The organism is Bradyrhizobium sp. AZCC 2176 (assembly GCF_036924645.1).
Lineage (GTDB): Bacteria > Pseudomonadota > Alphaproteobacteria > Rhizobiales > Xanthobacteraceae > Bradyrhizobium.
Genome location: NZ_JAZHRX010000001.1, coordinates 685238 through 711890 on the forward strand (window position 1 = coordinate 685238; position 26653 = coordinate 711890).

A 26653-nucleotide genomic window follows, 5' to 3' on the forward strand; every position below is an offset into this window, starting at 1 on the left:
GCCGTCCACCCGAGTGCTGCAGCAGCGATACTGGGTTTTTCGCGGTTGCCCACGGCCGCGCTGCCATGTCATGACCATGTAAATTAGGGTTATCGGGGGGCTCATCATGACCGTACTTATCGCGGGCGGCGGCATCGGCGGGTTGACGCTGGCGCTCAGCCTGCACCAGATTGGCGTTCCCGCCATGGTCTTTGAAAGCGTGCCCGAGCTGCGGCCGCTCGGCGTCGGCATCAACGTGCTGCCGCATGCGGTGCGCGAATTGATCGAGCTCGGCCTGTACGACAAACTCGATGCGCATGCTGTCCGCACCAAGGAGCTCGCGTATTTCTCCAAGCACGGCAAGCCGATCTGGAGCGAGCCGCGCGGCATCGAGGCCGGTTACAAATGGCCGCAGTTCTCGATCCATCGCGGCACGCTGCAGCAGATTTTGCTCGATGCCGCGATCGAGCGGCTGGGAAAAGAGAACATTCTCACCAGCCATCACCTCTCCGGCTGGAGCGAGACGGAGAACGGCATCCGCGCCGAATTCATCGACAAGGCAACCGGCAAACCAAAAGGCTATCATGACGGCGCGCTATTGATCGCAGCCGACGGCATCCATTCGGCGATCCGCGAAAGACTCTATCCCGATGAAGGCCCACCGATCTGGAACGGGCGCATCCTGTGGCGCGGCATCACCGACAGCGACGCGTTTCTGTCCGGCCGCACCATGATCATGGCCGGGCACGAGATCCTGAAATTCGTCTGCTATCCGATTTCGAAGCAGGCAGACAGCGCCGGCAAATTCAGGATCAACTGGGTGGCCGAGCGGCACATGCCGCCGACCTATCGGTGGCGGCGTGAGGATTATAACCGGACGGCAAAACTCGAAGAGTTTCTGCCGTGGTTCAAGGACTGGAAGTTCGACTGGCTCGACGTACCCGGCCTGATCGAGAATTGCCCGCACGCCTATGAATATCCGCTCGTCGATCGCGATCCGATCGCGCAGTGGACGTTCGGCCGGGTCACGCTGATGGGGGATGCCGCGCATCCGATGTACCCGATCGGCTCCAACGGCGCGTCGCAGGCGATATTGGACGCCCGTGTCATCACCCGCGAAATCCTCGCAAAAGGAACGACGAACGCAGCGCTCGCGGCTTATGAAGCGGAACGCCGCCCGGCGACCACCGATCTCGTGATGCTCAACCGCCGCAACGGTCCCGAACAAGTCATGCAGATGGTCGAGGAGCGCGCCCCCAACGGCTACAACGTCGTCACCGACGTGCTCTCGCTGCAGGAGCTGGAAGACATCGCCGCCAACTACAAGCGCGTCGCCGGCTTCCAGGTCGAGGGGCTCAACGCCAAGCCGCCGATCGTCCAGATCACGCGGGAAGCGCCGCGGGCCGCGAGCTAGCGGCAGAGGCGATAGCCTTCGCGGTCTCGACCAGCCGCGCACTGGTCGTGGCGGTCGCCAGCAGCGTGCCATCCGCAGCCGTCAGCCGTCCCTCCACAAAGGCAACGGTCTTGCCGAGCTGGGTGACTTTGGCCTCGCCGCTGATCGGCCCCGGTCTGGCGGGGCTGAGAAAATTCACCGTCATGGTGATGGTCGCCGTGTAGAGTTTACCCTCGGTCATGACAAACACCGCGGGTCCCATGGTGTCGTCGAGCATCGCCGAGAGAAAGCCGCCCTGCACGAAGCCGGCCGGGTTGCAGAAATCCCGCTTGCCATCGAAGCCGATGCGGATCCAGCCATCCCGCGGACGCGCGTCGAGCACGTGCCAGCCGAGCAGTCTGGAAGACGGTGGCGCGGGAAAATTATCGAGGGCAGTGGCGATCATGGGAACCTCCGTGAGGCCCCTTCCTACAGCACGTCTGCTGCCAGCATGGTGTCAGCAGGTTGCGGGGCGTTGGCCACCGGGCGCCGGCCGATTTTGACAGCTTCCAGATTAGAGGGCTGGCGCCAGCCCTGCACCTTCGTTACGAAACGGCTGCTGCGCCAAGGCGCACCGTAAGCGTCTCACGTCAGGCAACGCATTCAACCGGTCGGCTCGACCTAGGGGGAATGCGTCATGCGCCGTTCGTGATCGACCGACCGAAATCCAAAGAGTGATATCATGACTACGCTTCATGCTCCGCGCCCGCGCGGAAAATTGCCCGCGCGCTACGCGGCGATCGTCATGCCGCTGGTGCTGTCGGTGCTGATGACTTTCGTCGTATCCGCGATCTCGACCTTGCGGAGTCTGGGTCCAACGCCTGCTTTCATTGCGACCTGGCCCGCCGCATGGGGGATTTCGTGGCTGGTGGCATTTCCGACCTTGCTGATGGTACTGCCGCTGGTGCGAAAGATCGTGGCATTCGCCGTCGAGACGCCGCCGTCAAACTAACCCGACACAGGGGCGCGCCATCGAGAGGTGGCGCGCGCTTCATTCCCCAGCCCGTGCGCGATCGCCTTGCGCATCACATTGGGCAGCGCCTCATCGGCTAGCGTCGCGATCGGCACCCACCGCATGCCTTCCGGCGCCCGTGTGCGCGCGACGACCTCGGCGGTGTAGATCACAAGCTCGAGCGGAAAATGCGTGAACACGTGCGTCACGACGCCGGCCTTGCGATGCCAGCGCTCAACGCTTTTGACCGCGGGCGCCTGCTTCAGCGCCGCCTCGTCGTCCTGCTCGGCCAGCCACTCCGAGCCCGGTACTTCGGTCATGCCGCCGAGCAGGCCTTTTTCCGCCCGCGTTCGAACGAGGAGTTCATCGCCGCGCGTAACGATGAAGGCAGCCCCGCGGCGCAGCGTACCCGCCTTCTTCGGCGCCTTACGCGGAAAAGTCTCCTGGTCGCCGCGCAGGCGGGCAGCGCAATCATCGTTCATCGGGCACAGCGCACAGGCCGGCTTCTTCGGCGTGCAGATCGAGGAGCCGAGGTCCATTAAGGCTTGCGCGCTATCGCCGGCGCGAGACTTCTCGTCGCCAGCGCCGGACGGACCCAGCAGCGTCGCCGCCAACTCCCCAATCAGCGGCTTGGCCTGCGGCAGCGGGTCTTCCACCGCAAACAGCCGCGACACCACCCGCTCGATATTGCCGTCCACCGGCATGGTCCTGACGTCGAAGGCGATCGCGCCGATTGCCGCCGCCGTATAAGGGCCGATCCCCGGCAATTTGCGCAGGCCTTCCTCGGTATCGGGAAACACCCCGCCATGGTCGCGCAGCACGGCGACCGCACAGGCATGGAGGTTGCGCGCACGCGAATAATAGCCGAGCCCGGCCCACATCCGCAGCACGTCATCCTGCGAGGCGCGGCCGAGCGAGCCGACATCCGGCCAGCGCGCCAGAAACTTCTCGAAATACGGCCCGACCGTTTTGACGCCGGTCTGCTGCAGCATGATTTCAGACAGCCAGACCCGGTACGGATCGGGCCGCTCGCCCGCCAGCGGCCGCCAGGGCAAGCGACGGCGATGGCGGTCGTACCAGTCAAGCAGCAGCGCAGGGCGCGAAGCGCCCGCAACGGGCGCTTCTCGCTGTCTGATTTTGGCGGCCGCAGGACTCATGAAAATACTGTAATCGGATATCTCCACGTCATGCCCGGCTTGTTCCGGGCATCCACGTCTTTCTTACTCGTTCATTCAAGACGTGGATGGCCGGGTCAAGCCCGGCCAAAGCGATCTGATAGTTCCTGCGATAACTTGCGGCGTGTTATAAAGCCCCATGTCCAAACCCGGCCCGTTCTCGGCAAAACCGCTTTCCGTCCTGCTCAGCGATGTGTTTTCTGACGCCTACGCCAAGCAGGGATTTGCCGCGCGCGAACTGGTGACGCGCTGGGCCGAGATCGCGGGACCTCAAATCGCGGCCCATTCTGAGCCGTTGAAAATGCAGTGGCCGCGGCCGGTCGAGGGGCAGCCGCAGGAACCGGCCACGCTCGTGCTGCGGGTTGAAGGCCCCATGGCGCTGGAGATCCAGCATTCCTCGGATGTCATCCTGCAACGGGTCAACCGCTTCTTCGGCTGGAGCGCGGTCGGCCGGCTGGCGTTGCGGCAGGCGCCGCTGTCGCGGCGGCATCGCCCCGCGCCACCCCGCGCGCCGGACCCGAAATCGGTGGCAAAGGTCGCCGAAACCCTGTCGGCGGTGGAGGACGAGGAACTGCGTGCCGCACTGGCGCGGCTCGGCGCCGCGATCAAGCGAAATTGAGCCCGCGGCATGGCGCGGCCGCCGCGACCCGCCATTGCCACAACTGGCGTTTCAAGCTAGCGAAGGCTTCTTTTCGTACTTCTTTCGGGCGTGAACGCGCCATTCGGGAGCAGACTTCGATGATCACGCGCCGCGCCTTCACCGCCGTCCTGTCGCTGACCGGGCTTAGCCTGCTCGCCGGGTTCTCGCCGCTGCGGCTGATCACGGACGCCGCCGCCCAAGGCGCCGCCGACGTCGCCAAGCCGCAGTCCCTGCCCGACATGGCGCTTGGCCCCGCCAACGCCACGGTGACCATCACCGAATACGCCTCGATGACGTGCCCGCATTGCGCGGCGTTCACCGAAAAAGTGTTTCCGAAGATCAAGTCGGAATTCATCGATACCGGCAAGATCCGCTTCGTGTTCCGTGAATTTCCGCTCGACATCAAGGCCGCCGCCGGCTCGATGCTGGCGCGCTGCATTGCCAGGGACGACGCGCCGAAATATTTCGCCGTTATCGATTTGCTGTTCAAACAGCAGAACGACTGGGTGATGAAGAACACCACGGAGACGCTGATCCGCATCGGCAAGCAGGCCGGCCTCACCCAGGCGCAGGTCGAGGATTGCCTGAAGGATCAGGCGCTGCTCGACAAGATCGCGGCCGACCAGAAGTTCGCGGCCGAGGTGCTGAAGGTGCAGTCGACACCGACCTTCTTCATCAACGGCGAGATGGTCAAGGGCGAGCAGAGCTTCGAGGAATTCTCGAAGCGCATCAACTCGATGTTGAAGAGCTGATTCGCTGCGCCGGATTCATATCCGGCCATAAGTCCAGCAAAAGGCTCGACAAAAGCGCCCCAAAAGGCTCTCTAAAACTCTTGGGAAAAGCCGCGCGGGGCCGTTGCCCTTCGGCCCCGGCCTCGCCATTGTCGCGGCTCATAAGAGCCGCAAAGGGCGACTCGTCCACCCCGACATTGCCTTCTATGGTATTGTCACGGCAGGGAGATTCGCGCCCGGCCAACAGAGATTTGTGTTCATGAAACTCACGCGCCTCCGCCTTCACGGTTTCAAGTCGTTCGTCGAAGCCACTGATTTCATGATCGAACCCGGCCTCACCGGCGTGGTCGGTCCGAACGGCTGCGGCAAGTCGAACCTGGTCGAGGCGCTGCGCTGGGCGATGGGCGAAACCTCGCACAAATCGCTGCGCGCCGCCGACATGGACGCTGTGATCTTCGCCGGTTCGGGTAACCGCCCGGCGCGCAACCACGCCGAAGTCACCATGACGATCGACAATTCCGATCGCTCGGCACCAGCGGCTGTCAATGACAGCCAGGTGCTGGAAATCTCCCGCCGCATCGAGCGTGAAGCCGGTTCCGTCTATCGCATCAACGGCCGCGACGTCCGCGCCCGTGACGTGCAGATCCTGTTTGCCGACGCCGCCACCGGCGCGCGTTCGCCGGCGCTGGTTCACCAGGGCAAGATCGGCGAGATCATTCAGGCCAAGCCCGAACAGCGCCGCCGCGTGCTGGAAGACGCCGCCGGCGTCGCCGGCCTGCACGCCCGCCGCCACGAGGCCGAGTTGCGGCTGAAGGCGGCCGAAACCAACCTCACCCGCGTCGAGGACGTGATCGGGCAATTGTCCGGCCAGATGGACGGCCTGAAGAAGCAGGCCCGCCAGGCCATTCGCTTCCGCGAAGTCGCCGCCAAGGTGCGCAAGGCCGAAGCCACGCTGTTCCATCTGCGCTGGCTCGAGGCCAATGCCGATGTCGCCGAAGCCGGGCATACCCACGACATCAACGTGCGCGAAATGGCCGAACGTACCCGCGAGCAGGCCGAAGCCGCGCGTATCCAGGCGATCCGCGCCTCCGAACTTCCTGCCCTGCGCGAGGGCGAGGCCCGCGCCGCCGCGGGCCTGCAACGGCTCACCAATGCGCGCGAACAGCTCGACCGCGAGGAAGAGCGCGCCAAGGAGCGCGTCGCCGAACTCGACCGGCGGCTGACGCAGTTCGCCGCCGACATCGCGCGCGAACAGCAGCAGACCTCGGATGCCGAGATCGCGCTGCAGCGGCTCGACACCGAGGACGCCGAGTTAAAGGAAGAGATCAAGTCGCGCGTCGAAAAGCGCTCCGGCGTTGATGAACGCGTTTCTGAAGCGGAATCGACGCTGGCCGCCGCCGAGCGCATGTTCGGCGAGCTGACCACCGCGCTCGCCGACCTCACCGCCAAGCGCAACCAGCTTGAAGCCGGCGTACGCACCCATCGCGACCGGCTGGCCCGGCTCGATCAGGAAATCGCCAGCGTTCAGGCCGACGAGGAGAAGCTCGCGCAGGAAACCGGCAATCTCGGCGACATCGACGCGCTCGCCGCCGCCTTGGAGACCGCGCAGGAAACGCTGGCGGTATCTGAGGCCGCCGCACAGGCCAGCGAGACCGGCCACGTCGCCGCGCGACAAAAGCTCGAAGCCTCCCGCGGCCCGCTCACCGAGGCCGACAAGCGCGTGCAGCGGCTCGAGACCGAAGCGCGCACCATTTCAAAGCTCGTCAACGGCGAGACCAAGAACCTGTGGCCGCCGATCATCGACGGCGTCACCGTCACCAAGGGCTATGAAAAGGCGCTTGGCGCCGTGCTCGGCGACGACCTCGATGCACCTGTCGATCCCTCCGCACCGATGCGCTGGACCAACGCCGGGGCGAGCTTTGACGATCCATCGCTGCCCGACGGTGTCGAGGCCCTCGCCGCCCACGTCGAGGCGCCGTCCGAACTGGCGCGCCGCCTGGCGCAGATCGGCGTCGTGCCGAAGGAGCGCGGCGCGGAACTGGTGTCGCAATTGAAAACCGGTCAGCGGCTGGTGTCGCTGGAAGGCGATGTCTGGCGCTGGGACGGTTTTGTCACAGCCGCGCATGCACCGACCGGCGCGGCGCGGCGTCTCGCCGAACGTGCGCGTCTGGTCGATATCGAACACGAGCTGGAGCAGGCCCGTGCCGACGCCGTCAACAAGCGGCAGGCGCTGGAAGATGCCGAGGCCGAACTGAAGGCGGCGTCCGCCGCCGAGTCCGCCGGCCGCGAGGCCTGGCGGGCCGCGCAGCGCGAGGCCGATGCTGCGCGCGAACGCCATGCCGCGACCGAGCGCGAGATCAATCGCCACGCCACGCGCAAATCCGCGCTGACCGAAGCCCATACCCGTCTTGCCGCCGACCGCAGCGAGGCCGAGGCGGCGCACGAGAGCGCCGACGCCGCACTGGCCGAGTTGCCGCCGACCCTCGACACCGAGACGAGGCTCACCGCCGTTCGCAGCGAGATTGACGGGCACCGCCGCTTTGCCGCGCAGGTGCGGGCCGAAGCCCAGGCGCTGGCGCGCGAGGCCGAATTGGCCGACAAGCGCGTGCAGGCGATCACGGCCGAACGCACCGAATGGCAGAACCGCAGGCAAAGCTCGGCCTCGCAGGTCGCCACCGTCGAGGCGCGTATCACCGAGGTGACGGCCGAGCGCGCCGAGCTCGAAAATGCACCGGCGCTATTTGCCGAAAAGCGCCGCGCGCTGATCAACGAAATCGAGTCCGCTGAAAGTGCCCGCCGCGTCGCCGCCGATGCGCTGGCCGCTGCCGAAAGCCTGATGGCGGAAACCGACCGCGCGGCCAAGGTCTCGCTCGAAGCGCTCTCCTCTGCCCGCGAAGCCTGCGCCCGCGCCGAGGAACGCATGGAGGGCACCAAGCGCCGGCTTTCCGATATCGAGCGCGAAATCCACGACATGCTCGAAGTCGAGCCACATGCGGTAGCGGCGCTCGCCGAGATCGAGCCGGGCGCGGAACTGCCGCCGCTTTCCGAGATCGAGGAAAACCTCGAAAAGCTGCGCCGCGACCGCGAACGTCTTGGCGCCGTCAACCTGCGCGCCGAGGAAGAGCTGCGCGAGGTCGAGACCCAGCACACCGCGCTGACCACCGAGCGCGACGACCTCGTCGAAGCCATCAAGCGGTTGCGCCAGGGCATCCAGAGCCTCAACAAGGAAGCCCGCGAGCGGCTGTTGACTTCCTTCGAGACCGTCAACGAGCACTTCAAGCGGCTGTTCACCGAGCTGTTCGGCGGCGGCGAAGCCGCGCTTCATCTGATCGAAAGCGACGATCCGCTGGAAGCAGGCCTGGAAATCATCGCAAAACCGCCCGGCAAGAAGCCGCAGACGCTATCGCTGCTCTCAGGCGGCGAGCAGGCGCTGACGGCGCTGGCGCTGATCTTCGCGGTGTTCCTCACCAACCCGTCGCCGATCTGCGTGCTGGACGAAGTCGACGCGCCGCTCGACGACCATAACGTCGAGCGGTTCTGCAATTTGCTGCACGAAATGACGTCGTCCACGGAAACCCGCTTCATCATCATCACGCATAATCCGATCACGATGGCGCGGATGAACCGGCTGTTCGGCGTCACCATGGCCGAACGCGGCGTCTCGCAACTGGTCTCGGTCGGCCTCGACGATGCGGTTAAGATCCTGGATCAGAACGTGGCTTGAGGCAGCGACGGCGCCACAGTTCTTGATGTCATCATCCGCCAACGGGTCGCGCGAATGCGCGCCCGATGAGAGGCTCCGGCGGATGATCCAGTGCGCCGCGCTGTCCGTGATCGTCACAGCCGCCTCGGCGTACTGGATGCCCGCCTGAGCCCGTCATCGGGCCCGCCGAAGGCGAGACCCGGTGGCGGGCATGACAGGAAACCATGACCTCACCCGACGTCCCCGCCGAATTGAAAGCCGCCCTCGACCGCAAGTTACGTGGCTTCTCGCGCAGCGAAGCCGCCGGCCGCGCAGCGGCGATCTCGAAAACCTACCGCAGCGGCGGCAGCTCCGGCGCCATCCGCTCGGAGGCCGATGCGCTCGCCTATGCGTTGGCGCGGATGCCCGCGACCTATGCCGCGGTCACCGCCAGCCTGAACGCCCTCGTCGAGATCAGGCCGGACTTCGCGCCGAACACCCTGATCGACGTCGGCGCCGGGCCGGGCACCGCCACCTGGGCTGCGGCCCAAGCCTTCCCATCGCTGCAGAACTTCAAGCTGCTGGACTCCAACGTCGCGCTGCACACGCTGGCGCTCGACCTCGCGCGGGACAGCACACGGCTGCGCAACCTCGTTTACGAACGCGGCGAAGCGCGCGCCGCGCTGGCGAAAGCGGATGCAGCCGATCTTGTCATGGCAAGCTACATGATCGGCGAGATCGGCGAAGCCGAACAACGTGCATTGGCCGAACTGATGTGGGAAAAGGCCCGGGATACACTGCTGGTGGTCGAACCGGGTACCCCGGCAGGCTATGCGCGGATCATTGCGCTACGCGCACACCTGATCGCTCTCGGGGCACATGTCGTGGCCCCCTGCCCGCATGACGACAAATGTCCCCTGCTCGCGCCCGACTGGTGCCATTTCAGCCAGCGTCTGCAGCGCTCGCGCGCGCATAAGCAAGTCAAGGGCGCCGAACTGCCGTTCGAAGATGAGAGGTTCTCTTACGTCGCGCTGACGCGCGCGCCGGTCGTTCAGCACCCGTCCCGGGTGCTGGCGCAACCGATTGTCAACAAGGTCGAGATAACGGCCAAGCTCTGCACCCCGGAACGTCTCGCTTTCACAAAGGTGCCTCGTCGCGCCAAGGCGGATTATGCCCGCGCACGTCGCTGGCGGTGGGGCGATGCGGTGAATTGATCTCGTCATTCCGGGATGGTCCGCAAGGACCAGACCCGGAATCTCGAGATTCCGGGTTCGATGCTTCGCATCGCCCCGGAATGACTGCCGAGCGGCGGCCTTGAACTTATCCCGCCCCACTTCCGACTAAAGCCAAGCCCCAAGTCGCCTCCCACCTCACGGGCGGGCTGCCGCGCGCCCGGTTTTTCGTCTAGTTTCCCTGCCTCTTCGTCCCACAGGAGTAGTCCGTCATGTCGACCGGCTGGATCGTTCTCGGCGTCATCGTCATCATCGTGCTGTTTGCCTTCGCTGCGTATAACCGCCTCGTCGCGCTCAGCCAGCGCGTCAGCCAGGCCTTTGCCGACATCGACGTGCAGCTCAAGCAGCGCCACGATCTGATCCCGAACCTCGTGGAGACGGTGAAGGGCTACGCCCAGCACGAGCGCGGCACGCTCGATGACGTCATCAAGGCGCGCAATTCCGCGATGTCGGCACAGGGACCAGCGCAGGTGTCCGCCGCCGAAAACCAGCTCAGCGGCGCGCTCGGCCGCCTGATCGCGCTGTCGGAGGCCTATCCGGACCTCAAGGCCAACGCCAATTTCCAGCAGTTGGCGGGTGAGCTGTCCGATCTCGAAAACAAGATCGCCGCCAGCCGCCGCTTCTTCAACAACGCGGTCCAGGAATACAACACCGGCATCCAGCAGCTTCCCGCGGCGCTGTTTGCCGGCATGTTCGGCTTCACCCGCAAGGAATTCTTCGACCTCGGCGCCAGCCGCACCGAAGTCGAGGTCGCGCCGACCGTGAAGTTCTGAGCATGACGCTCGACCACACCCGTCATTCCGGGGCGTCGCAAAGCGACGAACCCGGAATCTCATCCCAACCGAACATCTCGAGATTCCGGGTTCACGCCGTTGGCGTGCCCCGGAATGACGGTGGTTAGCGGAAGCCCATCATGGCCGCGTACGGTCTCTACACGCATATCGCGTCGAACAAATTTCGCTCGATGCTGCTGCTCGCCGGCCTGTTTCTCCTGATCTACGTGCTGGTTTTTGCCGGCGCGTTGGTCGCCGAAGCGCTGCTGCACAGCGACCAATCGGTCAACTATTACCTGATGCATGCATCGCGCGACCTGATCGCGGCCTTCCCCTACGCCACGATTGCCGCCGCGCTGTGGATCGTGATCGCCTATTTCTTCCACCAGAACATGATCGATGCCGTGACCGGCGGCGAGAGCGTGACGCGGCAACAGCAGCCCCGCCTCTATAATCTCCTGGAAAATCTCTGCATCTCGCGCGGCATCCCGATGCCGAAGCTGAAGATGATGGACAGCCCGGCGCTGAACGCCTTCGCCGCTGGCCTCAACCGGCGGCAATATTCCATCACGGTGACATCGGGTCTTCTGCAGGCGCTCAACGATCAGGAGATCGAGGCCGTGCTCGGCCACGAGCTCACACATATACGCAATGGCGACGTGCAGTTGATGGTGGTCGCCATGATCATCGCCGGCGTGGTCGGCTTTTTCGGCGAATTGTTCTTTCGCACGTTCACCAACCTGTCGTGGAATTCGAGCGGCAGCGGCTGGTCGTCGTCATCTTCCTCATCGTCGTCTTCTTCATCGTCGTCCGACCGCGACAAAAAGGGGGGTGGCGGCGCGATCATCGCTGTTATCATCGCGGTCGTGCTGATCCTGCTGGCTTGGCTGCTGTCGCAAGTCGTCAAGCTGGCGCTGTCGCGGTCGCGCGAATTGCTGGCCGACGCCGGCTCAGTCGAACTGACCAAGAATCCCGATGCCATGATCACGGCGCTGCGCAAGATCGAGAACCGCGGCGAACTTCCCGGCGCAACGTCCGCGATCATGGAACTCTGCGTCGATAATCCGCGCGAGGGATTTGCCGACCTGTTCGCGACCCATCCGTCGGTGGACAATCGCGTCAAGGCGCTGGTGCAGTTCGCCGGCGGTCATGATCCCGGCCCGATGGCCTTGCCGCCGGATACGGCGGACGAACCCGATGCGCCGGACGAATCGGCCACCGGCCAACTCCAACCGCCGGTTCCCCGCGGCCCGGGGAGCGACGCCAGCGAACCGGCCAGCGTTCCGGGCACACGTCCCGGCCCCTCAGAGGGTCCTTGGGGCCCGCATCGCTAAGCAACCGCCTCCGGATTAACGAATTCCGTATGAATAATGGCGACAGCCGTCTAAGGAATTGAATTATCCCTTGTTTCTGCCATGTTCGCGCCCAAAGCAGGGAATGGGGCCTGCCGACCGCTCCCCGCGGTCGGAGCTGCAGTTCAAGGGAATTCCATGGCAAAGCCAGTCGTGATTGTGGTGGGCGCGGACAAGGGCGGGGTCGGCAAGACGACCGTGTCGCGTACGCTCCTGGATTACTTCAGCGCCAACAACGTGCCGACCCGGGCATTCGACACCGAATCGCCGCGCGGCACGCTGAAGCGCTTCCACCCCGACATCACCGAGATCGTCGACATGACGACGACCTCGGACCAGATGAAGATCTTCGATACGCTGAATGCGGTCAGCCCCTCGGTCACGGTAATCGACGTCCGCGCCGGACTGCTGTCGCCGGCCTTGGCCTCGCTGCGCGACATCGGCTTTCTCGACGCCGCGAAGGCGGGCCAGATCACCTTCGCCGTGTTTCATATCCTGGGCCCCTCGATCGCTTCGCTGGACGAAATCGCCGAGACCGCAGGCTTCATGCACGGCGCCAAATATTTCCTGGTGAAGAACTTCATCAACGACACCCAGTTCTTCCAGTGGGACCAGTCCACCTACAACTCCTACTTTCACCGCATCAAGGACGCCACCGACCTCGTCATCCCCAAGCTCAACGAAATGGCCTATGAGCAGGTCGAGGTTTCCTCGGTGCCGTTCCTCAAATTCGTCGCCAACAAGGGCAAGGAGGACGAAGCCGCGAACTATTCGTTCGTGCTGCGCGGCTATGTCCGGCACTGGCTCGCCAACGTCTGGAGCGAGTTCGACCGCATCAAGCTGACCGATCTGGTCGGCGCCAAGCCTGGCGTGCGCGGCGGTGAAAAATAGTCGCGCACCCGCCGCGATGGGGCTGGAATAGGCGAAAAATTCCTTTGATATAGCGGGTGATGAGCGCCACCCCTGTTTACATCATCTGCTCGCCTCGACCGCTGGTCGGCAAGACGCTGCTCGCGCGGCTCTTGAGCGAATTCCTGCTGCTGAAAGACGGCACGGTGTCCTCCTTCGACATCAACCTGAAGGAACCGTCGCTGCTCGAATATCTGCCGCGCCTGACCGAGACGGCCGACGTCATGGATACCTATGGCAAGATGCAGCTCATGGACCGCCTGATCGTCAATGACGGCATCGCCAAGGTGATCGACCTTGGCTTTCATGCGTTCGACGAGTTCTTCAAGATGACCAACGAGATCGGCTTCCTGAAAGAGGCCGCACGGCGCAGCGTCGCGCCGATCATCCTGTTCGTGGCCGATACCGATCGCGTTTCCGCGCGCAGCTATCCGATGTTGCGCGAGCAGATCCCGCTGAAAGCGCTGATTACGGTCGACAATGAGTACGTCGTGCGGGGCGAACTGCCTGAGATGATGGGCCTGGGGCGGGTGCTGCGGATAACAGCCCTGCCCTCGTTCCTGAAGACCTATGTCGACCGGCTGACCTTCTCCTTCACCGACTACCTGCGCAATGAGCGGGATTCGTCGACCGAGCTGCACCAGTGGATCCGCAGGAACTACACCAGCTTTCGCGAGCTCGAGTTCAGCTTGCTCCCGGAGCGGACGTGAAACTCCTCTTGGCCGGCTCAGCGCGCCGTAAATATTACCCGGGTAATATTGACGTAACGCGCCTCGTCTGATATTGCCTCCGGCCTGCCTGCAACCGGCGAGACCATCCCCGTGACATCAGACAGAAAGGCGGCCATCGCTGCCTACAAGGAGCGAAAAACCTTCGCAGGAGTTTTCGTCATCCGCTGCAAGGCCTCGCCCCAGGCATGGGTCGGCCAGACGCCCAACCTCGAGAAGATCCAGAACCGCATCTGGTTCTCGTTGCGCCAAGGCAGCCACACCTGCCGCAGCCTGCAGGCGGCATGGACCACGTACGGGCCGGACAGCTTGACGTTCGAGGAATGCGAACGGCTGGAAGAGGAAGAAACGCCCTATTTCCGTGACGCGCTGCTGAAGGAGCGCGCGCTGCACTGGCGAGCGCAGCTTAATGCGGAGGCGGTCTGATGTTGTTGTCGTCTTGGTGAACGCCGAGACCCACACCCATAGGAAGAGTCTCAGGCGAAGAAAGCTTAGTGCCCCTCGAATGCCATCAGCGTGCGCACCGGCACTTCCATCGCGCGCAGCTTGGCGGCACCGCCCAAATCTGGGAGGTCGATGATGAAGCAGGCCGCGACGACGTTGGCGCCGATCTGGCGCAGCAGCTTCACCGCGCCTTCCGCGGTGCCGCCGGTGGCGATGAGATCATCGACCAGGATGACGCGTTCGCCGGGATGGACCGCGTCGGCATGCATTTCCATTTCATCGAGGCCGTATTCCAGCGAATAGGCGATCCGCACGGTGGTGTGCGGCAGCTTGCCTTTTTTCCGGATCGGCACGAAGCCCGCGGATACCTGATGCGCCACCGCGCCACCTAGGATGAATCCCCTCGCCTCGATGCCGGCGACCTTATCGATCTTCAATCCCGCCCAGGGCTGCACCAGTTCATCGACAGCACGACGAAAGGCGCGCGCATCCGCCAGCAGAGTGGTGATGTCACGAAACAGTATGCCCTTTTTCGGGTAATCCGGAATGGTGCGGACGGTGGCCTTGATGTCATGATCGAATGTCATCGGTCTCTCGCAATCCTCAATTGACTGGTACGTTCAGACGAAACGCGTTTTCGACGATACGCAGTCCCACCTCGCCGCCAAGAGACATCAGCGATTCCGGGTGAAACTGCACGCCGCCGACCGGCAGCGTCTTGTGTTCGATCGCCATTGCGACGCCGTCCTCGGTGGTCGCAGTGACCTCGAGCACTTCCGGCACGCTGTCGCGCTCGACATAGAGCGAATGATAGCGGCCGATCACGATCTCGTTCGGCAGGTTCTGCATCAGCCGTCCGCCGCGCACCTGAATCCGCGACGGCCGTCCGTGCGCGGGCTGGGTGAGCTGGCCGAGTTGGCCGCCGAAATATTCGCCGATCGCCTGCACGCCGAGGCAGACCCCAAAGATCGGCAGTTTTCGGTCGAGCGCCGCGCCGATGGTTTTCGAAATCCCAAAGTCCTCAGGACGTCCCGGGCCGGGCGACAGCACCAGCAAATCCCAGTTCTTCTTCAGCATCTCCTGGGCATGGACGTGCCGGACCACCGTGACGCTGGCACCGACCTGGCGGAAATAATCCGCCAGCATGTGCACAAAACTGTCGTCGTGATCGATCAGGAGCACCTTGCGGCCCGATCCTGTGGCATCGGGCGCAAACGTCGACAGCGGTTTCGGCGCGTCACCGCGCAGCGCCTGGAACAGCGCCGCCGCCTTGACCTGGCACTCGCGATCTTCCGCCGCGGGATCGGAATCGAACAGGCAGGTGGCGCCGACGCGCACTTCGGCGAGGCCGTCCTTCATCCGGATGGTGCGGATGGTGAGCCCGGTATTGATGCTGCCGTCGAAATTCACAGCACCAATCGCGCCGGCGTACCAGCGCCGCGACGAGCGCTCGTTGTCCTCGACGAACTGCATTGCCCACAATTTCGGCGCACCGGTCACGGTGACCGCCCAGGCATGGGTCAGGAAAGCATCGAGCGCATCGAAGCCCGGGCGCAACATGCCTTCGACGTGGTCGACGGTATGAAACAGCTTTGAGTAGGTCTCGATCTGCCGCCGCGCAAGAACCTTGATCGTCCCTGGCACGCACACCCGCGCCTTGTCGTTGCGGTCGACGTCGGTGCACATGTTGAGTTCGAACTCGTCCTTCTCCGAGTTCAGCAACTGCCGGATTTGCTCGGCATCGCCGATCGCATCGACGCCGCGTGCGATCGTGCCCGAGATCGGGCAGGTCTCGACCCGGCGACCGTCGGAGCGGACGAACATTTCCGGCGAGGCCGACACCAGAAATTCGCCGTCGCCGAGATTCATCAGCGCGCCATAGGGCGACGGGTTGATGCGGCACAGCCGCTGGAACACTTCGGCCGGCGAACGCTCACAGGGTTCGGCGAACAATTGTCCGGGCACTGCCTCGAACAGGTCGCCGCGCGCGAACGCCGCGCGCGCGACCTCGACGGTTGCCTGATATTCGCCGGGCGCGTGGTCGGCAAATCCCTGGCGCGGCGTTTTGGCGTAGAAGCTCTCGGCGGTGTCGCGCGGCAGACCCTTGGTGGATTTTCCTTTCCAGGAAAAATCGTAGCTCAGCACGACACCGCGGCCGGTGGCGCGGTCATAGGCCAACAGACGATCCGGTACATACAGCACGATGTCGCGCTGGTCGGCCTCGCGGGCCCGTTTCTGTACGAGGTCCTCGATCTGGAACACGAGGTCGTAGGCGAAGGCGCCGAACAGGCCGAGCAGCGGATCGTCATTGGCTGACAAGGCGGCGACGAGATCGCGTACCAGCGACATCACGCTGGCGCGGCGCGTGCGCTGGTCTTCCTCGACCGGCGCCGCGCCGCGGATGATGTGGCCGGCCAGCCGCGTCGGACTTTTTTCAGAAATGACCACGCAGGGCTCGCGCAGCACATCGCCCAGAAACGCGATCAGCACCTCGCCCCGCGCATTCAGCGCAGAAAGCGAAAAGTTGGATCCGGCGGTTTCCAGCACCAGCGGCGGATCGGCAAAGCCGAGGTCGAAACTCTCGTAGCGCCCCGGCACCGTGGTGCCCGAGGACAGCACCACCCCGCGGCGGCGGTCGAGCAATTCGATCAGGTCGTCGAGGCGCTTGGCATTGCCGGTGAACTGCTCGACGGAACGCGAAATCGCAAGGCCGCCGCTGGTCCGGTAGTCGCTGTGCTCCGGCAGGGAGAAGGCTGTCCTGTTCATGTGATCCTCTTACGAAACTTCGGGAGGGAGCGCCACACAGGACAAACGAAGGGACCGTCGCACTGCGATGGCGACCTTCGACGATTGAAAAAATGAAATCGCACCGGCCACCTCTTTAAGAGGTGCGCCACCAAAGACGGGATGGGCTGATAACGGTGTTCATGGAACCCTAAACACCATCCGCCGGTGATGATGTCAAGAGAGGCGGTGGCCGGGATGCCCCATCCGGCCCGATCTTTGGGTGTCGGCGGGCCGAAAACTTGCGTAGGATTTGGAGCAAGCAGCGGCGCTTTCTGGGGGCGTAAGGAATGCAAACAAGGGAGGCTGGCGGTGGCATTGCTGGGTCTGGGATATGCCGGCTTCGGATCGGCCAACCTCGAGGACTGGCGACAGTTCGGGACCGGCCTCGTCGGGCTGCAGGCGGTCGAGCGCGGCAACTCGCTGCTGGCGTTCCGGATGGACGACCGCAAGCAGCGCATCGTGATCGACCGCGCTATGGGCGAGGAGACGCGCTTCTTCGGCTGGGAGGTCGCCGACAGCGCAGCGCTGGACGCACTGGCGGCGCGGCTGGAAAAGGCCGGCGTGCCTGTCACGGCCGAGCTTCAGACGCTGGCTGATGCCCGGCGCGTCCGCAGCCTGATTTCATTTCGTGATCCCGCCGGTAACCGCCTGGAAGCCTTTTACGGCCCCGAGATCGACGATACGCCCTTTACGCCGGGACGATCGATTTCGGGATTCCGCACCGGCCCGCTCGGGCTCGGGCATGCCGTGCTGACGGTCGAGAATATCGAGCCGGTGATGGCATTCTATGTCGATGTGCTCGGCTTCGGGCTTTCCGACTACATCTCAAAACCGTTCCGTGCCTATTTCTTCCACGTCAACGCGCGGCATCACAGCCTCGCGCTGATCGAGAGCGGCAGGAACGGCATGCACCACCTGATGGTGGAGATGTTCTCGCTCGACGATGTCGGCCAGTGCTACGACATCGCGCAAACTCAGGAAGACCGCGTCGGCGTCACGCTCGGCCGGCATACCAACGATTTCATGACTTCGTTCTACGCCAAGACGCCGTCGTCCTTCATGATCGAATGCGGCTGGGGCGGCCGCGAAATCGATCCCGCAACGTGGCAGCCGGTCGAGATGCATGACGGCCCCAGCCTGTGGGGCCACGAGCGCGTCTGGCTGCCACCCGAGGACCGCGAAGTCGCCCGCGAAATGCGCCTGCGCGCCGCAGCCTCCGGCCTGCGCGCGCCGGTGCAGGTGATGGAAGGCAATTACAAGCTGATGTCAGGGACGTGCGCGTGGTGGGACGGGGTGAAGGGCTAGTAGCGCCTCATAACAGACGTCGTCCCTGCGAACGCATGCGTTCGCAGGGACGACGGATGCGCTACGACTCGTGCGCCTACTCCCGGTAACACCCCTGCTCGATCTCCTCGATCAATCCGCGCGCGTTCGGCCTCCAGCCAAGCTGCCGCGCGCGCTTGGCCCGCACCCGGCTGTTGGACGCCATCGTATCCTCTGTCGTGCCTTCGCCCCATTCGGCGGCGGCTTCGGCCATCGACATCGCCGTGGGCGATCCCACAAAACCCAGCATGCGATTGATGGCCTCGCAGGTTTCGCGCATCGAATTCTCGCCGTTCTCGGCAAAATAAAAGCTGCCTGCCGGAGCCTTGTCGATCGCAACGGCGTAGAGCGTCACGAGATCGTCGATATGCACATTCGACCAGATGTTCTCGCCGGGTCCGGCATGCGCGGCGTTGCCGCGCTTTTTTGCCAGCCTGATCAGCAGAGGAACTTGCACGCTGTCAGGTCCGCAGCCAAGGCCGCGGCCGTAGATCAGGCTCGGGCAGATAATGACCGGACGGCAACCTTTGTCGCGATGGGAGAGAATGAACTCGTTCAGCGCGACCCGCGCCGCGCGCGCGGGTGACGGCGTGACGGGGGTATCTTCGTCGAAGACTGCGTCGGTCCGGTGGCCCGTGGCGCGCGTGCCGACAATGCTCGATCCCGATGTATGGATGAACGGCTTGCCGCTGCCAGCAAGCGCGCGGAGCAGGTTCTCGACCGCGCCTCTGTGATCGGCGCTCGCCGCGTTGACGACGACGTCGGCAGCTTGCGCCGCTTGCGCAAGAGTTTCCCCGTCATCGAGCGTTCCCAGCACCGGCTGGATGCCCCGCGCGCGAACCGCCTCGGCTTTCTCCGGCGAACGAACAAGGCCCGTTACCTGGTGTCCGGCAGCAACGAGATGCGCCGCAACCGATCCGCCGATATAGCCCGATGCGCCCGTGCAGAAGATTTTCATTCCTGAACCTCACGCGGGCCGTATTGAGTTCGGCGACGGCCGGCGCGTCCGACCGGCATCATCCGAGATGCTTCTTGAAAAACTCCGTCGCCCTGCCCCAGGCAAGTTCGGCGGCCTGACGGTCATGCACGGATTGCCGCTGCTCGTTGACGAAGGCGTGCTCGGCATCATAGCGGAACAGCTCGAGCGACTTGCCGGCGGCCTTCATGCCCTGCTCAAAGGCATCGACCACCTGCGGCGTGCACCAGTCGTCCTTGTTGGCGAAATGGGCCTGCAGCGGAATCTTCACATCCGCGGGCTTTGCCGCCTGCTCCGGCGGAATGCCGTAAAACACCACGCCGGCCGCAAGCTCCGGAATTTTGGTGGCGCCGATGATGGTCACGGCACCACCGAGGCAGAAGCCGGTCAACCCGACCTTGGCGCCATTGCGCGACAGATATTGCGCGGCGCCGCGCACGGTCTGCGTGGTGGCGTCCATGAAATCCAGCGAGTTCATCTCTTTGCCGGCCGCATCCGTGTCGTGATACGGCACCACCGTGCCCTTGTAGAGATCGGGCGCCAGCGCATCGAAGCCCGCCACCGCGAACCGGTCGCACAGGCCCTTGATCTGGTCCTGCAGGCCCCACCATTCCTGGATCACGACCACGCCCGGCGCATTGCCGCGCGCGGCATTGGCGAGATAGCCGCTGGCATCCTTGCCGTCCGGCCGCTTGAACGTGATGCTGGTACCCATGGGTTCCTCCGCGCTGATTTCTGGATGATTGATCGGTATTTTGTCCGCAGTGCGTTCCGGAAGCAATCGCTCGATCCGCGCGCCTAGAGCATTATCGGTTCTGATTGAATCAGAACCGAAGCTCTAGCTTCTTGTTTTGACGCGTTTTCTTCACGCGAACCGGTACCCACTTCGCTCGAAAACGCCACGGGTCGGGTCAGGGCAACAAAAAAGCCCCCGCAGGGGCTTTTCCGAAAATCGCGTGCACCTTGGTCAGTGGGCGTTGGCCCAGACCTTCTTCTTGGTGAAGTACAACAGGATGGTAAGCAGGATCAGGAATACGAACACCTGCAGACCAAGCGCCTTGCGCGCCTCCATATGCGGCTCCGCGGTCCACATCAGGAACGTGGTGACGTCCTTGGCGTATTGCGCGACCGTCGCCGGCGAGCCGTCGTCATAGGTGACCTGGCCGTCGTTCAGCGGCTTCGGCATCTTGATGGCGTGGCCGGGAAAATACCTGTTGTAGTTGGACCCTTCCGGCAGTGTGAAGCCGGCCGGCGCCTTGTCCTCATAGCCCTGCAGCACCGCGGCAACGTAATCCGGGCCCTGCTCCTGATACTGGGTGAAGAAGTCGATCACGAACATCGGGAAGCCGCGCTTGTAGGAACGCGCCTTGGTGATCAGCGACAGGTCCGGCGGCGCCGCGCCGCCATTGGCCGCTCGGGCGGCCTGCTCGTTCGGGAACGGCGACGGGAAATAATCCGCCGGCCGGCCCGGCCGCTCGAACATCTCGCCCTGATCGTTCGGGCCGTCCTTGATCTTGTAGTCGGAGGCGAACGCCTGAGCCTGGGCTACCGAATAGCCGGGCCCGCCGGCTTCGGCGAGGTTGCGGAAGGCAACGTAGGACAGGCCGTGGCAGGAGGAACAGACTTCCTTGTAGACCTTGAGGCCGCGCTGCAATGCGCCGCGGTCGAACTTGCCGAACGGACCGGAGAACGACCACTTCAGTCCGGGCGGCTTGTCACCATGATCGTCGGCGCGCGCGTTCTGCGCGCCGCTCATGAGCAGCCCGCCTGCAACCATCAGCGCGATCACCGTCGACACCATCGGCGCAGCTTTGCCGCCGGACTTGGCCAACACGTCATCGGCGATCGAATTCGGCACCGGACGCGGTTTCTCGATCCGGGCGAGCAACGGCAGCAGGATCAGGAAGTAGGCGAAGTAGGCCGCCGTCAGAATACGGCCGACGATCACATAGATGCCTTCCGGCGGCTGGGCGCCGAGATAGCCGAGCCCGATGCAGACGACGACGAACATCCAGAAGAACTGCTTGGCCAGCGGACGATATTTCGACGAGCGCGTTTTGGCGCTGTCCAGCCAGGGCAGGAACGCCAGGATGATGATCGCGCCGAACATCGCGACGACGCCCGCGAGCTTGTTCGGGATCGAGCGCAGGATCGCGTAGAACGGCAGGTAGTACCATTCGGGCACGATATGCGCGGGAGTTACGCCGGGGTTCGCCGGGATGTAGTTGTCGGCGTCGCCGAGGTAGTTCGGCATGTAGAAGATGAACCAGGCGAAGAACAGCAGGAAGCAGGAAACGCCGAACATGTCCTTGATGGTCGCGTAGGGCGTGAACGCTACCGTGTCCTTTTCGGTCTTCGGCTCGATACCGGCCGGGTTGTTCTGGCCAGCCACATGCAGCGCCCAGATATGCAGCACGACGACGCCGGCGATCACGAACGGCAGCAGGTAGTGCAGCGAGAAGAAGCGATTCAGCGTCGGATTGCCGACGGCATAGCCACCCCACAGCAAGGTCACGATGCTCTCGCCGAAATAAGGCACGGCAGAGAACAAATTGGTGATGACGGTGGCGCCCCAGAAGCTCATCTGGCCCCACGGCAGCACGTAGCCCATGAAGCCGGTGGCCATCATCAGCAGATAGATGATGACGCCGAGGATCCACAGCACTTCGCGCGGCTCCTTGTACGACCCGTAATAGAGGCCGCGGAACATGTGGATGTAGACGGCGAAGAAGAACATCGAGGCGCCGGAGGCGTGGATGTTGCGCAGCAGCCAGCCGTAATTGACGTCGCGGACGATCAGCTCGACCGATTTGAAGGCGAGATCGGCATGCGGCGTGTAGTGCATCGCCAGGATCACGCCGGTCAGGATCTGCACGCCCAGCATCAGCGAAAGGATGGCGCCGAACGTCCACCAGTAGTTCAGGTTACGCGGCGTCGGATACGCCACGAACGAGGAGTGCATGAGTCCCATGATCGGGAGGCGCCGTTCGATCCACTTCAAGGCGGGATTGGTCGGCTGGAAATCGGATGGTCCGCTCATTGATGCGATCCTGAGGAAGTAAAACGACGCGACGGGTTAACGGGTCCCGGACAGGTGTCCGAGCCCTTACCCGATCTGGATTTTGGTATCGGAAACGAAGCTGTAGGGCGGCACCGGCAGGTTGGCCGGCGCGGGTCCCTGACGGATGCGGCCCGAGGTGTCGTAGACCGAACCGTGGCACGGGCAGAAGAAGCCGTCGTAAGCGCCCTCATGGGCGATCGGGATACAGCCGAGATGCGTGCAGATGCCGACCACGACCAGCCACTGGTCATGGCCCGGCTTGACGCGCTGCTCGTCGCTCTGCGGATCGGGCAGGCTCGATACCGGTACCTTGCGGGCCTCGTCGATCTGCTTCTTGGTCCGGTGACTGATGTAGATCGGCTTGCCGCGCCAGAACACCTTGATGTCCTGTCCCTCGGCGATCGGGGTCAAGTCGACCTCGATTGGCGCGCCGGCCGCGACCGTCGCGGCATCCGGGTTCATCTGGGCAACCAGCGGCCAGACCGTGGCAGCCGCGCCTACGGCGGCGACGGCTCCCGTTGCAACAAAAAGGAAATCACGGCGTGTCGGATGGTCCGCCGAAGACGCTGTCGTCACGATTCCAAGCCCTTTCTTATCTGCAGCCAGCGGAACCGCCCCGGAGGCGCCAAAAGCGCGACCCCGAAGAGGCTGCCGGCGCCCGCGGCCCCCGCGGCGGCAGAAAAACCGCTTTTCCTCCCCCAATCCGGCGGAACAAGCAGTCCAGAATCGTTCTATTGGCACCCTTGCCGTGAGAGCGCAAGCCCGCTATCGGCTGGCAAGCGTGCAATGCACTAAATCCGCGCCCGAGCGTGATTTATTCAATACATTTCATCCGCACGTCCGAAGCCTCGACACCATGCACATCGCGCTTTTCCAGCCGGACATCCCCCAGAACACGGGAACGATTCTGCGCCTGTGTGCGTGCCTGGGCGCGGCTGCCCATATCATCGAGCCGGCCGGCTTTCCGATCTCCGACCGGCATTTCCGCCGGGCGGGAATGGACTACCTTGATCATGTCGCCCTTACCCGCCATGACTCATGGCCAAAATTCGAGCAATGGCGTAACGAGGCACGTTTCCGGCTGCTGCTGTTTACGACCAAGGGGGCCGGTTCCTATCTGGATTTCAGCTACCGGCGGGACGATGTCCTGCTGTTCGGGCGCGAATCCGCAGGGGTACCCGATGAGGTCGCCTCCGCTGCCGATGCACGGCTGGTGATCCCGATCAGGCCGGGCTTGCGCTCGCTCAATGTGGCCATGGCAGCGGCCATGGCATTGGGCGAGGCGCTGCGGCAGACCGGTTCCGCGATCCGGGCAGATTCAGTCTGATGCGGTCTAAGGAGAGATGGTGAGCTACGCGGTCAAAGAAATATTCCTGACCTTGCAGGGCGAAGGCGCGCATGCCGGCCGCGCAGCGGTGTTTTGCCGTTTTTCCGGCTGCAACCTCTGGAGCGGCCGCGAGCAGGACCGCGCCACCGCCACCTGCAAGTTCTGCGATACCGACTTTGTCGGCACCGACGGCACGCTGGGCGGCCGCTACGCCACGGCGGACGAACTCGCCGACGTCATTGCCGGGCAATGGACCGGCGAGAATATCAACCGCTATGTGGTCCTGACCGGCGGCGAGCCCCTGCTGCAGGTCGATACCCCCTTCATCGATGCGCTGCATGCGCGCGGCTTCGCCATCGGCATCGAAACCAACGGAACGATCGAACCGCCCGGCGGGATGGACTGGGTCTGCGTCAGCCCGAAAGCCGGCGCCGGGCTTGTGGTGCGCCGCGGCCACGAATTGAAGCTGGTCTATCCGCAGGCCGGAGCGGCGCCGGAAGATTTTGCGGGACTCGATTTCGAACGTTTTTCGCTGCAGCCGATGGACGGACCCGACGTGATCGAAAACACCGCGCGCACGGTCGACTACTGTCTGCGCCATCCGCAATGGCGGCTCAGCCTGCAGACACACAAGACACTTGGCATCAGATAACTTGGCATCAGATAGGAACCAGATTTTCAAGATGTGGGAATTGACCAAATCATTTCGCTTCGAAGCCGCGCATTCGCTGAAGGGAACGACCTTCGGCGCGGCCAGCGAGGAAATTCACGGCCACTCGTTTCGCGCCGAGGTGAGCGTGCGCGGCACGCCCGATCCGGAAACCGGCATGGTGCTCGATCTCGGCCTGCTCGAACGCAGCATGGAGGAAGTCCGCAAGACCCTCGACCACAAGTTCCTGAACAAGGTCGAGGCGCTGGGAACGCCGACACTGGAAAATATTTCGCGCTATATCTTCGAGCGCGTCCAGCACGCCGGCAAGATCACCCGCGTCAGCGTTCATCGCGACAGCTGCAACGAGAGCTGCACCTATTTCGGGCCGCAGGGCTAGGACAACGTCAGGAAATTCCGCATGGACATGTCGGTCATCGAGGATCGCAAGACACGGGCGCGGCGCTGGTTCGAAGCGTTGCGCAACGACATCTGCGCGGCCTTCGAACGGCTGGAAGACGATGCGCCCGCCTCGCTTTATCCCGGCGACGCGGGACGCTTCGTGCGCACGCCCTGGGACCGCACCGACCACACCGGCAAGCCCGGCGGCGGCGGCGTGATGTCGATCATGCGCGGACGGCTGTTCGAGAAGGTCGGCGTGCACTGTTCGACTGTGCACGGCGAGTTCGCGCCGGAATTCCGCGCGCAGATTCCGGGCGCGGCCGACGATCCGAGGTTCTGGGCGTCGGGCATTTCGCTGATCGCGCACATGCACAACCCGCATGTACCGACGGTGCACATGAACACCCGTTTCGTCGTGACCACCAAGGCGTGGTTCGGCGGCGGGGCTGACTTGACGCCGGTACTCGACCGCCGACGCACCCAGGAAGACCCGGACACGATAGCCTTCCATCAGGCTATGAAGGAAGCCTGCGGGCGATCGAACGGCGTCGCCGACTACGACAAATACAAGAAGTGGTGCGACGAATATTTCTACCTGCCGCATCGCAAGGAAGCGCGCGGCATCGGCGGCATATTCTACGACTGGCACGATTCCGGCGACTGGGAGGCCGACCTCGTCTTCACGCAGGATGTCGGCCGCGCCTTCCTGAAAATCTATCCCGAACTCGTCCGGCGCAATTTCGCCCTGCCGTGGAACGCCGCCGAGCGCGAGGAGCAGTTGATCCGGCGCGGACGCTATGTCGAGTTCAACCTGCTCTACGACCGCGGCACGATCTTCGGGCTGAAAACCGGCGGCAATGTGGATTCCATTCTCTCGTCGATGCCGCCGGAGGTAAAGTGGCCATGATCGCATGATCAGCTTGTCATGACCGATCGCTAGAATGCGATTCGTGTCATGCATTCCAAGGAGCAGATCATGGATTTGAAACCAGGTGATGTCGTCATTCTGAAGTCCGGCGGCCATCCGCTCAGCGTAGCGGAAGTCAGCGACGGCAATGTTGCGTGCGTGTGGATGGGCAATGAAGGCGATCTCTTTCGCGAGACGCTGCCGTTAGCCGTCCTTGAACTCGCCGAAACCGATACGTCGGATGACGAAGAGGAAGATGAGGAAGACGAAGAAGACGATGAAGAGGAAGAGGACGAGCACGCCAGCAAAGTCGCTTAAGCGAATCTTCGGCGTCGCCCGGCATCCACAGCCCGGCGACGTCGTTTCCCGGAATTGGACCCCGTGCAGGGGATCTGATATTCGCGGCAAATCGGCCGCGATGGTTCGCGGTCGACAGCGCTGAAGCGAAATGGCCGTGAAACAATGACCCACCTGCCCCGCGCCATGCTGATCGACATGGACGACACCATCCTGTCGGCCTATGGCCGCCCCGAGATCGCCTGGCACAATGTCGCGGCGGAATTCGCCGCCGAGTTCGGGCCGTTGACCTCGCAGCAGGTTGCCGCCGCAGTTCTGGATTCCGCCCGCAAATTCTGGGCTGTTGCCGGGGCCGAATGGCGGTTGAAGCTGAATGAGGCGCGGCGCATCACCGTCAGCAACGGATTTGCCGCCCTTGCCGCCGGCGGCCACGCACTGCCGGAAGAGCTGGCGATACGGCTTGCCGACCGCTTCACCGCCTACCGCGAAGAGGAAATGTTTGTCTTCCCCGGCGCGCATGACGCTATCGACGAACTGAAGGTGCGCGGCGTCAAGCTGGCGCTGGTGACCAACGGCGCCGCCGGGGCCCAGCGCGCCAAGGTCGAACGCTTTGCGCTGTCGCACCGCTTCGATCACATCCAGATCGAGGGCGAGCATGGTTTCGGCAAGCCGGACGAGCGCGCCTATCTGCACGCCATGCAGACGCTCGGCGTCACTGCATCCGAGACCTGGATGATCGGCGACAATCTGGAATGGGAAGTCGTGGCGCCGCAGCGGCTTGGCATCTACGCCATCTGGATCGACGTGCATGGCGACGGCCTGCCGGCGGATTCCACCGTGAAGCCCGATCGCATCATCCGCTCGCTGACGGAACTGCTGCCCCGCGAGCGCTGAC

26 protein-coding genes are annotated in these 26653 nt (G+C 63.8%); 18 read left to right on the forward strand and 8 right to left on the reverse strand.

All coding sequences use genetic code 11. The annotated features are described in order from the left end of the window. The first annotated feature begins 106 nt into the window (after positions 1 to 106). The gene (locus V1288_RS03060) at positions 107 to 1393 is read left to right on the forward strand and encodes a flavin-dependent oxidoreductase (protein ID WP_334355670.1); all 1287 of its coding nucleotides are present in this window, start codon (positions 107 to 109) and stop codon (positions 1391 to 1393) included. Here V1288_RS03060 and V1288_RS03065 read toward each other — a convergent pair. Further along, positions 1362 to 1817: a PaaI family thioesterase gene (locus V1288_RS03065; protein ID WP_334355671.1), complete on the reverse strand. Its 456-nt coding sequence runs from the start codon at positions 1815 to 1817 to the stop codon at positions 1362 to 1364. The genes V1288_RS03060 and V1288_RS03065 overlap by 32 nt on opposite strands. A 276-nt stretch (positions 1818 to 2093) precedes the next feature. Between V1288_RS03065 and V1288_RS03070 the strand changes: the two genes are divergently transcribed. Further along, the gene (locus V1288_RS03070) at positions 2094 to 2363 is read left to right on the forward strand and encodes a DUF2798 domain-containing protein (RefSeq protein ID WP_334355672.1); all 270 of its coding nucleotides are present in this window, start codon (positions 2094 to 2096) and stop codon (positions 2361 to 2363) included. Here V1288_RS03070 and V1288_RS03075 read toward each other — a convergent pair. Next, positions 2360 to 3520 carry an A/G-specific adenine glycosylase gene (locus V1288_RS03075; RefSeq protein ID WP_334355673.1) on the reverse strand — a complete coding sequence of 387 codons (1161 nt, stop codon included), beginning with the start codon at positions 3518 to 3520 and terminating at the stop codon, positions 2360 to 2362. The two genes, V1288_RS03070 and V1288_RS03075, sit on opposite strands and share 4 nt — an antisense overlap. A 157-nt stretch (positions 3521 to 3677) precedes the next feature. Here V1288_RS03075 and V1288_RS03080 point away from each other — a divergent pair, with 157 nt between their 5' ends. The 9 genes from V1288_RS03080 (at position 3678) to V1288_RS03120 (ending at position 14011) form a co-directional block, all read left to right on the forward strand. Next, positions 3678 to 4157, forward strand: coding sequence for a DUF721 domain-containing protein (locus V1288_RS03080; protein WP_334355674.1), 480 nt, complete (start codon positions 3678 to 3680; stop codon positions 4155 to 4157). 119 nt (positions 4158 to 4276) lie between these two features. Further along, a complete protein-coding gene (locus V1288_RS03085) occupies positions 4277 to 4930 on the forward strand; it encodes a DsbA family protein (RefSeq protein ID WP_334355675.1) in 654 nt (217 codons plus the stop codon). 238 nt (positions 4931 to 5168) lie between these two features. Beyond that, on the forward strand, positions 5169 to 8633 hold the full coding sequence (gene smc / locus V1288_RS03090; RefSeq protein WP_334355676.1) for a chromosome segregation protein SMC: 3465 nt from the start codon (positions 5169 to 5171) through the stop codon (positions 8631 to 8633). 203 nt (positions 8634 to 8836) lie between these two features. Further along, complete coding sequence (locus tag V1288_RS03095; protein WP_334355677.1) at positions 8837 to 9805, forward strand: small ribosomal subunit Rsm22 family protein; 969 nt, start codon at positions 8837 to 8839, stop codon at positions 9803 to 9805. A gap of 230 nt (positions 9806 to 10035) precedes the next feature. After that, positions 10036 to 10596 (forward strand): LemA family protein, encoded by a 561-nt coding sequence (locus V1288_RS03100; RefSeq protein ID WP_334355678.1) that lies wholly within the window; start codon positions 10036 to 10038, stop codon positions 10594 to 10596. A gap of 140 nt (positions 10597 to 10736) precedes the next feature. Further along, positions 10737 to 11930: a M48 family metallopeptidase gene (locus V1288_RS03105; RefSeq protein ID WP_334355679.1), complete on the forward strand. Its 1194-nt coding sequence runs from the start codon at positions 10737 to 10739 to the stop codon at positions 11928 to 11930. A 156-nt stretch (positions 11931 to 12086) separates the two neighbouring features. Beyond that, positions 12087 to 12839 carry a hypothetical protein gene (locus V1288_RS03110; protein WP_334355680.1) on the forward strand — a complete coding sequence of 251 codons (753 nt, stop codon included), beginning with the start codon at positions 12087 to 12089 and terminating at the stop codon, positions 12837 to 12839. 59 nt (positions 12840 to 12898) lie between these two features. Then, positions 12899 to 13567, forward strand: coding sequence for a hypothetical protein (locus V1288_RS03115; RefSeq protein ID WP_334355681.1), 669 nt, complete (start codon positions 12899 to 12901; stop codon positions 13565 to 13567). A gap of 111 nt (positions 13568 to 13678) precedes the next feature. Continuing rightward, positions 13679 to 14011 (forward strand): GIY-YIG nuclease family protein, encoded by a 333-nt coding sequence (locus V1288_RS03120; RefSeq protein ID WP_334355682.1) that lies wholly within the window; start codon positions 13679 to 13681, stop codon positions 14009 to 14011. 65 nt (positions 14012 to 14076) lie between these two features. Here the strand turns inward: V1288_RS03120 and V1288_RS03125 are convergent, their stop codons facing one another. Both V1288_RS03125 and V1288_RS03130 read right to left on the reverse strand, forming a co-directional pair. Beyond that, positions 14077 to 14616 (reverse strand): adenine phosphoribosyltransferase, encoded by a 540-nt coding sequence (locus V1288_RS03125; protein WP_057841738.1) that lies wholly within the window; start codon positions 14614 to 14616, stop codon positions 14077 to 14079. Between the two features lie 16 nt (positions 14617 to 14632). Beyond that, on the reverse strand, positions 14633 to 16795 hold the full coding sequence (locus V1288_RS03130) for an anthranilate synthase component I (RefSeq protein WP_334355683.1): 2163 nt from the start codon (positions 16793 to 16795) through the stop codon (positions 14633 to 14635). A 330-nt stretch (positions 16796 to 17125) separates the two neighbouring features. Here V1288_RS03130 and V1288_RS03135 point away from each other — a divergent pair, with 330 nt between their 5' ends. Beyond that, on the forward strand, positions 17126 to 18121 hold the full coding sequence (locus V1288_RS03135) for a VOC family protein (RefSeq protein WP_334355684.1): 996 nt from the start codon (positions 17126 to 17128) through the stop codon (positions 18119 to 18121). Positions 18122 to 18197: 76 nt separating this feature from the next. Here V1288_RS03135 and V1288_RS03140 read toward each other — a convergent pair whose 3' ends face one another. The 4 genes from V1288_RS03140 to petA form a co-directional block, all read right to left on the reverse strand. Next, positions 18198 to 19097 (reverse strand): NAD-dependent epimerase/dehydratase family protein, encoded by a 900-nt coding sequence (locus V1288_RS03140; protein ID WP_334355685.1) that lies wholly within the window; start codon positions 19095 to 19097, stop codon positions 18198 to 18200. Positions 19098 to 19155: 58 nt separating this feature from the next. Further along, complete coding sequence (locus V1288_RS03145) at positions 19156 to 19830, reverse strand: dienelactone hydrolase family protein (protein WP_334355686.1); 675 nt, start codon at positions 19828 to 19830, stop codon at positions 19156 to 19158. 252 nt (positions 19831 to 20082) lie between these two features. Then, positions 20083 to 22155, reverse strand: a complete 2073-nt coding sequence (locus V1288_RS03150) for a cytochrome c1 (RefSeq protein ID WP_334355687.1) — start codon at positions 22153 to 22155, stop codon at positions 20083 to 20085. Positions 22156 to 22221: 66 nt separating this feature from the next. Next, entirely contained in the window at positions 22222 to 22752 is a 531-nt protein-coding gene (gene petA, locus V1288_RS03155) for a ubiquinol-cytochrome c reductase iron-sulfur subunit (protein ID WP_334355688.1), read from the reverse strand. Positions 22753 to 23032: 280 nt separating this feature from the next. Here petA and V1288_RS03160 point away from each other — a divergent pair, with 280 nt between their 5' ends. The 6 genes from V1288_RS03160 (at position 23033) to V1288_RS03185 (ending at position 26652) form a co-directional block, all read left to right on the forward strand. After that, positions 23033 to 23503: a tRNA (cytidine(34)-2'-O)-methyltransferase gene (locus tag V1288_RS03160; RefSeq protein WP_334355689.1), complete on the forward strand. Its 471-nt coding sequence runs from the start codon at positions 23033 to 23035 to the stop codon at positions 23501 to 23503. Positions 23504 to 23522: 19 nt separating this feature from the next. Further along, positions 23523 to 24155, forward strand: a complete 633-nt coding sequence (gene queE / locus V1288_RS03165) for a 7-carboxy-7-deazaguanine synthase (RefSeq protein ID WP_334355690.1) — start codon at positions 23523 to 23525, stop codon at positions 24153 to 24155. A 31-nt stretch (positions 24156 to 24186) separates the two neighbouring features. Continuing rightward, positions 24187 to 24552: a 6-carboxytetrahydropterin synthase gene (locus tag V1288_RS03170; RefSeq protein ID WP_334361180.1), complete on the forward strand. Its 366-nt coding sequence runs from the start codon at positions 24187 to 24189 to the stop codon at positions 24550 to 24552. A gap of 21 nt (positions 24553 to 24573) precedes the next feature. Next, complete coding sequence (gene hemF, locus V1288_RS03175; protein ID WP_334355691.1) at positions 24574 to 25461, forward strand: oxygen-dependent coproporphyrinogen oxidase; 888 nt, start codon at positions 24574 to 24576, stop codon at positions 25459 to 25461. Positions 25462 to 25530: 69 nt separating this feature from the next. Continuing rightward, positions 25531 to 25779: a YodC family protein gene (locus V1288_RS03180; RefSeq protein ID WP_334355692.1), complete on the forward strand. Its 249-nt coding sequence runs from the start codon at positions 25531 to 25533 to the stop codon at positions 25777 to 25779. A gap of 144 nt (positions 25780 to 25923) precedes the next feature. Beyond that, complete coding sequence (locus V1288_RS03185) at positions 25924 to 26652, forward strand: HAD family hydrolase (protein ID WP_334355693.1); 729 nt, start codon at positions 25924 to 25926, stop codon at positions 26650 to 26652. Position 26653 lies beyond the last annotated feature (1 nt).

Coding starts and splice junctions, on each gene's coding strand:
- V1288_RS03060 (WP_334355670.1), top strand. CDS start 107: ATGACCGTACTTATCGCGGGCGGCGGCATCGGCGGGTTGACGCTGGCG.
- V1288_RS03065 (WP_334355671.1), bottom strand. CDS start 1,817: ATGATCGCCACTGCCCTCGATAATTTTCCCGCGCCACCGTCTTCCAGA.
- V1288_RS03070 (WP_334355672.1), top strand. CDS start 2,094: ATGACTACGCTTCATGCTCCGCGCCCGCGCGGAAAATTGCCCGCGCGC.
- V1288_RS03075 (WP_334355673.1), bottom strand. CDS start 3,520: ATGAGTCCTGCGGCCGCCAAAATCAGACAGCGAGAAGCGCCCGTTGCG.
- V1288_RS03080 (WP_334355674.1), top strand. CDS start 3,678: ATGTCCAAACCCGGCCCGTTCTCGGCAAAACCGCTTTCCGTCCTGCTC.
- V1288_RS03085 (WP_334355675.1), top strand. CDS start 4,277: ATGATCACGCGCCGCGCCTTCACCGCCGTCCTGTCGCTGACCGGGCTT.
- smc (WP_334355676.1), top strand. CDS start 5,169: ATGAAACTCACGCGCCTCCGCCTTCACGGTTTCAAGTCGTTCGTCGAA.
- V1288_RS03095 (WP_334355677.1), top strand. CDS start 8,837: ATGACCTCACCCGACGTCCCCGCCGAATTGAAAGCCGCCCTCGACCGC.
- V1288_RS03100 (WP_334355678.1), top strand. CDS start 10,036: ATGTCGACCGGCTGGATCGTTCTCGGCGTCATCGTCATCATCGTGCTG.
- V1288_RS03105 (WP_334355679.1), top strand. CDS start 10,737: ATGGCCGCGTACGGTCTCTACACGCATATCGCGTCGAACAAATTTCGC.
- V1288_RS03110 (WP_334355680.1), top strand. CDS start 12,087: ATGGCAAAGCCAGTCGTGATTGTGGTGGGCGCGGACAAGGGCGGGGTC.
- V1288_RS03115 (WP_334355681.1), top strand. CDS start 12,899: ATGAGCGCCACCCCTGTTTACATCATCTGCTCGCCTCGACCGCTGGTC.
- V1288_RS03125 (WP_057841738.1), bottom strand. CDS start 14,616: ATGACATTCGATCATGACATCAAGGCCACCGTCCGCACCATTCCGGAT.
- V1288_RS03130 (WP_334355683.1), bottom strand. CDS start 16,795: ATGAACAGGACAGCCTTCTCCCTGCCGGAGCACAGCGACTACCGGACC.
- V1288_RS03140 (WP_334355685.1), bottom strand. CDS start 19,097: ATGAAAATCTTCTGCACGGGCGCATCGGGCTATATCGGCGGATCGGTT.
- V1288_RS03145 (WP_334355686.1), bottom strand. CDS start 19,830: ATGGGTACCAGCATCACGTTCAAGCGGCCGGACGGCAAGGATGCCAGC.
- V1288_RS03150 (WP_334355687.1), bottom strand. CDS start 22,155: ATGAGCGGACCATCCGATTTCCAGCCGACCAATCCCGCCTTGAAGTGG.
- V1288_RS03160 (WP_334355689.1), top strand. CDS start 23,033: ATGCACATCGCGCTTTTCCAGCCGGACATCCCCCAGAACACGGGAACG.
- V1288_RS03170 (WP_334361180.1), top strand. CDS start 24,187: ATGTGGGAATTGACCAAATCATTTCGCTTCGAAGCCGCGCATTCGCTG.
- hemF (WP_334355691.1), top strand. CDS start 24,574: ATGGACATGTCGGTCATCGAGGATCGCAAGACACGGGCGCGGCGCTGG.
- V1288_RS03180 (WP_334355692.1), top strand. CDS start 25,531: ATGGATTTGAAACCAGGTGATGTCGTCATTCTGAAGTCCGGCGGCCAT.
- V1288_RS03185 (WP_334355693.1), top strand. CDS start 25,924: ATGACCCACCTGCCCCGCGCCATGCTGATCGACATGGACGACACCATC.